The organism is Bacillus sp. 95MFCvi2.1 (assembly GCF_000374965.1).
GTDB lineage: Bacteria > Bacillota > Bacilli > Bacillales > Bacillaceae_G > Bacillus_A > Bacillus_A pseudomycoides.
In genome coordinates this window covers 1-2,828 of the sequence record NZ_KB895766.1, presented here as the reverse complement: position 1 = coordinate 2,828, position 2,828 = coordinate 1, and the positions used below count along the sequence as shown (strand labels likewise).

Genomic DNA, 2,828 nt, shown 5'->3' with positions numbered 1-2,828 from the left:
TTGGACAAGCAATTATACGAGCCGAACCGCTTAGATCATTCGTTCAAAAATAGTTCTTATACTATATATCGATACGTTTAATACGTGGGGTTTCGTCCCCACACGACGAGCCAGCACTCTAGCCAAAAAGCAAGGGGTGTTTCAAAACCTTGGGTGTGGTCATATGCCGATTACATTGGAGAAAGGCATTCCTTAGAGTGTTTTTTCTTTATTTTTTAAAGGACTTGCTCGTATATTATTTAAAGACATAAAGTAATGTGAATCCGTTAAAACACATGAGTGACCCCTTGTTTTCCCCTCTTATCTAAAGGAGGAACTATTATGGGCTTTGGTGGTAGTTGTGGTGGCGGCTTTGCTGGAGGATTCGCCTTACTCGTTGTGCTCTTTATATTATTAATCATAGTTGGAGCTGCTTGCTTCTGCTAAAAAACAATCAGAAAAGACACTTATAAAGGTGTCTTTTTTTATGAAAAAAATATTTATATCATGTCAAGTTAAAATTGGGGGTCTCCCTCTTCAAAAAATGTCTTAATGTATAATGTTCGCGTTTTGTCGGCAGGATCCCGATTCAAAAGATGGATACAAGTTGTCCTTTTAAACTGTGGAAAATGGTGATGAATAAAGATTCATGTGTGGTTGACATAACGTCCTATTATCGGTAGCAAGGACAAAGGAGAATCCTTGTTTTTATTAAGTTCTTTCTTCTTTCCTATGTAAAATCGATATGCAGGATTTTATACATTGTTGTTATAGCGGAGATTCTAGGGATCCCCGCTATTTTTCGTTTTTACTTTTTTGTATAAAATCTTGTATAAACTGAAAAGGTTTTGATGTTGTTATTGAGAAGTAAGGAGTATCTAATTTTAAAATCGATATGTGTCCCTAAGCTTGGGGCTGTAATATGAACTAAATACATTACTCCTGTGAAGATTATGGAAGTTAAAAATACAAACAAGTGATACGTGAATTATTAGGAAAAAGGGTATATCATTGCTATAGCGAATATATTTTTGAGGTGAAACGCTATGAAGACGTTTTATAGTCCTAGTGACGTGGCGGAGCAATTAGCTATCCAATCATCTACATTACGTAAGTATGCAGACGTGTTAGAAAAAGAGGGTTACACTTTCATAAAAAACGAGCGTGGGCATAGGAAATATAGAGAAAGTGATGTAATGGTATTCCGTAAGGTTATAAACCTAAAGAACGACACAGATATGACACTAGAAAATGCCACAAAGCAAATTGTATCATGGCATCAAGGTGTTGAAGTATTGCCATTGGATCGACATGAAGTTGAGCGCTATGAAGAACCGGATTTCAACGCTACAACGCTACAGACGATGATTCAAGATCAAAAAGAAGTCATTGAAAAACAAAATGATTTGCTCCAGGAATTAACCAAACGATTAACTGAGCAAGACCAGAGATTTATACAAAGAGAATCAGAGTTATTGAGCGCTATACAAACGATACAGGAATCCCAGGTACTTATAGCGACGAATACTAGCGAAGACATGGCGAAGAACCAGGGCCGTGATGAAATGCTAATAAAAACAATAAGGGAAGTCCAGGAAGTTAAGAAGATGATTGCAGCAAGTAAAGATAAGAAATGGTATGAGTTTTGGAAATAATTTTTTGAATCTTTAAATCCTTGATATTATTGAGTTTTTGTATTTTTCCTTTCTCACTATATATATATCTAAAAGTTCCGTAAGGAACGGGTCATGTGCTATTGTGCCAAGCCGAGAGACCAAAAGCAAGCAATATCCGTCCTGCCTTGGATAAGCAATTATACGAGCCGAACTGCTAATGTATCCGTTCAAGATTCTCTTTTGCCCTATATTCCATATAACGCGAAGTTCCTGGGGGCTAGCACTCTTGCCCAAAAGCAAGGAAAACACGCTATACATACATGTGTGGCGTGTTTTCTTAATGAATTTTGATTATTTGTTCTTAGGAGTATCGATTCTTACGGAGTATAGACGTTTTTCAACGTAATGTTTTGAAATAGTAAGAGGTTGTGTGTCTGTACTATTTTTAAATTTTGTATAATTTGGTTTTTTAATTGGTGTTGTTATAGTTTCGGTAAATTCATATGGGTAATTAACTTTAGATTTGTCTTCAAGCATATAGATAGCTCCTTTTTTAGAGTGTTTGTTAAAGAGTTGTACTATAATACAATATGTTTATATATTTTTTTTGGGACTAGATATGTATCAACCAATTTATATTGGGGTATCACCCGATGATTTGGTTGGACTAGTTGGTTCAGTTGTTAACACATAATGAAGTTCTATGTAGAATTTTATTTTCTTCGTATATAAAAATCTTTATCTTTAAATTGTGAAAAATGGATATGAATAAACATACATGTGAGGTTAACATAATGTCTTATTATTGATAACAAATATAAAAGGCTCATCCTTCTTTACAAGGGGATAAGCTTTTTATATAATTTCTCATCAAAAACTAAAAATGTTGAACTATTTTACTGGTGTTTGCGATCACAATGAAAACAAATAAAACAACATCTACGGAACTTATCTTTCTTACATTTACAAGAATTACTATGACATTTAGATTTACAAGAATGACTATCATGCTTACATTTACAAGAATCATTACTACGCTTCGAACAGTTGCTACTACAGCCCATTTTTTATACCTCCTTTTCGAATACGAGTTATATTATTCTATGTTTTAATAAGAAAAATGCTTGTTTATTAACCTATGTTAAATTTCTATAGAAAACCCTCTATTGCAGGATTTTATACATTGTTGATATAGCGGAGATTTCAGGAATCCTCGTTATTTTCTTTTTTTTT

General features: G+C 33.9%; 3 protein-coding genes. 2 read left to right on the top strand and 1 reads right to left on the bottom strand.

Translation table 11 applies throughout. The annotated features are described in order from the left end of the window. Positions 1–321 precede the first annotated feature (321 nt). Both C568_RS34030 and C568_RS0130060 read left to right on the top strand, forming a co-directional pair. A complete protein-coding gene (locus tag C568_RS34030) occupies positions 322–426 on the top strand; it encodes a YjcZ family sporulation protein (RefSeq protein ID WP_000505684.1) in 105 nt (34 codons plus the stop codon). 599 nt (positions 427–1,025) lie between these two features. Continuing rightward, positions 1,026–1,634, top strand: a complete 609-nt coding sequence (locus tag C568_RS0130060) for a DUF3967 domain-containing protein (protein WP_018783726.1) — start codon at positions 1,026–1,028, stop codon at positions 1,632–1,634. Between the two features lie 312 nt (positions 1,635–1,946). Here the strand turns inward: C568_RS0130060 and C568_RS0130050 are convergent, their stop codons facing one another. After that, positions 1,947–2,132, bottom strand: a complete 186-nt coding sequence (locus C568_RS0130050; protein WP_018783725.1) for a hypothetical protein — start codon at positions 2,130–2,132, stop codon at positions 1,947–1,949. Between the last annotated feature and the right edge of the window lie 696 nt (positions 2,133–2,828).

Excerpts from the sequence above, each read along its gene's own strand:
- C568_RS0130060 (WP_018783726.1), top strand. The coding sequence starts at position 1,026 with ATGAAGACGTTTTATAGTCCTAGTGACGTGGCGGAGCAATTAGCTATC.
- C568_RS0130050 (WP_018783725.1), bottom strand. The coding sequence starts at position 2,132 with ATGCTTGAAGACAAATCTAAAGTTAATTACCCATATGAATTTACCGAA.
- C568_RS34030 (WP_000505684.1), top strand. The coding sequence starts at position 322 with ATGGGCTTTGGTGGTAGTTGTGGTGGCGGCTTTGCTGGAGGATTCGCC.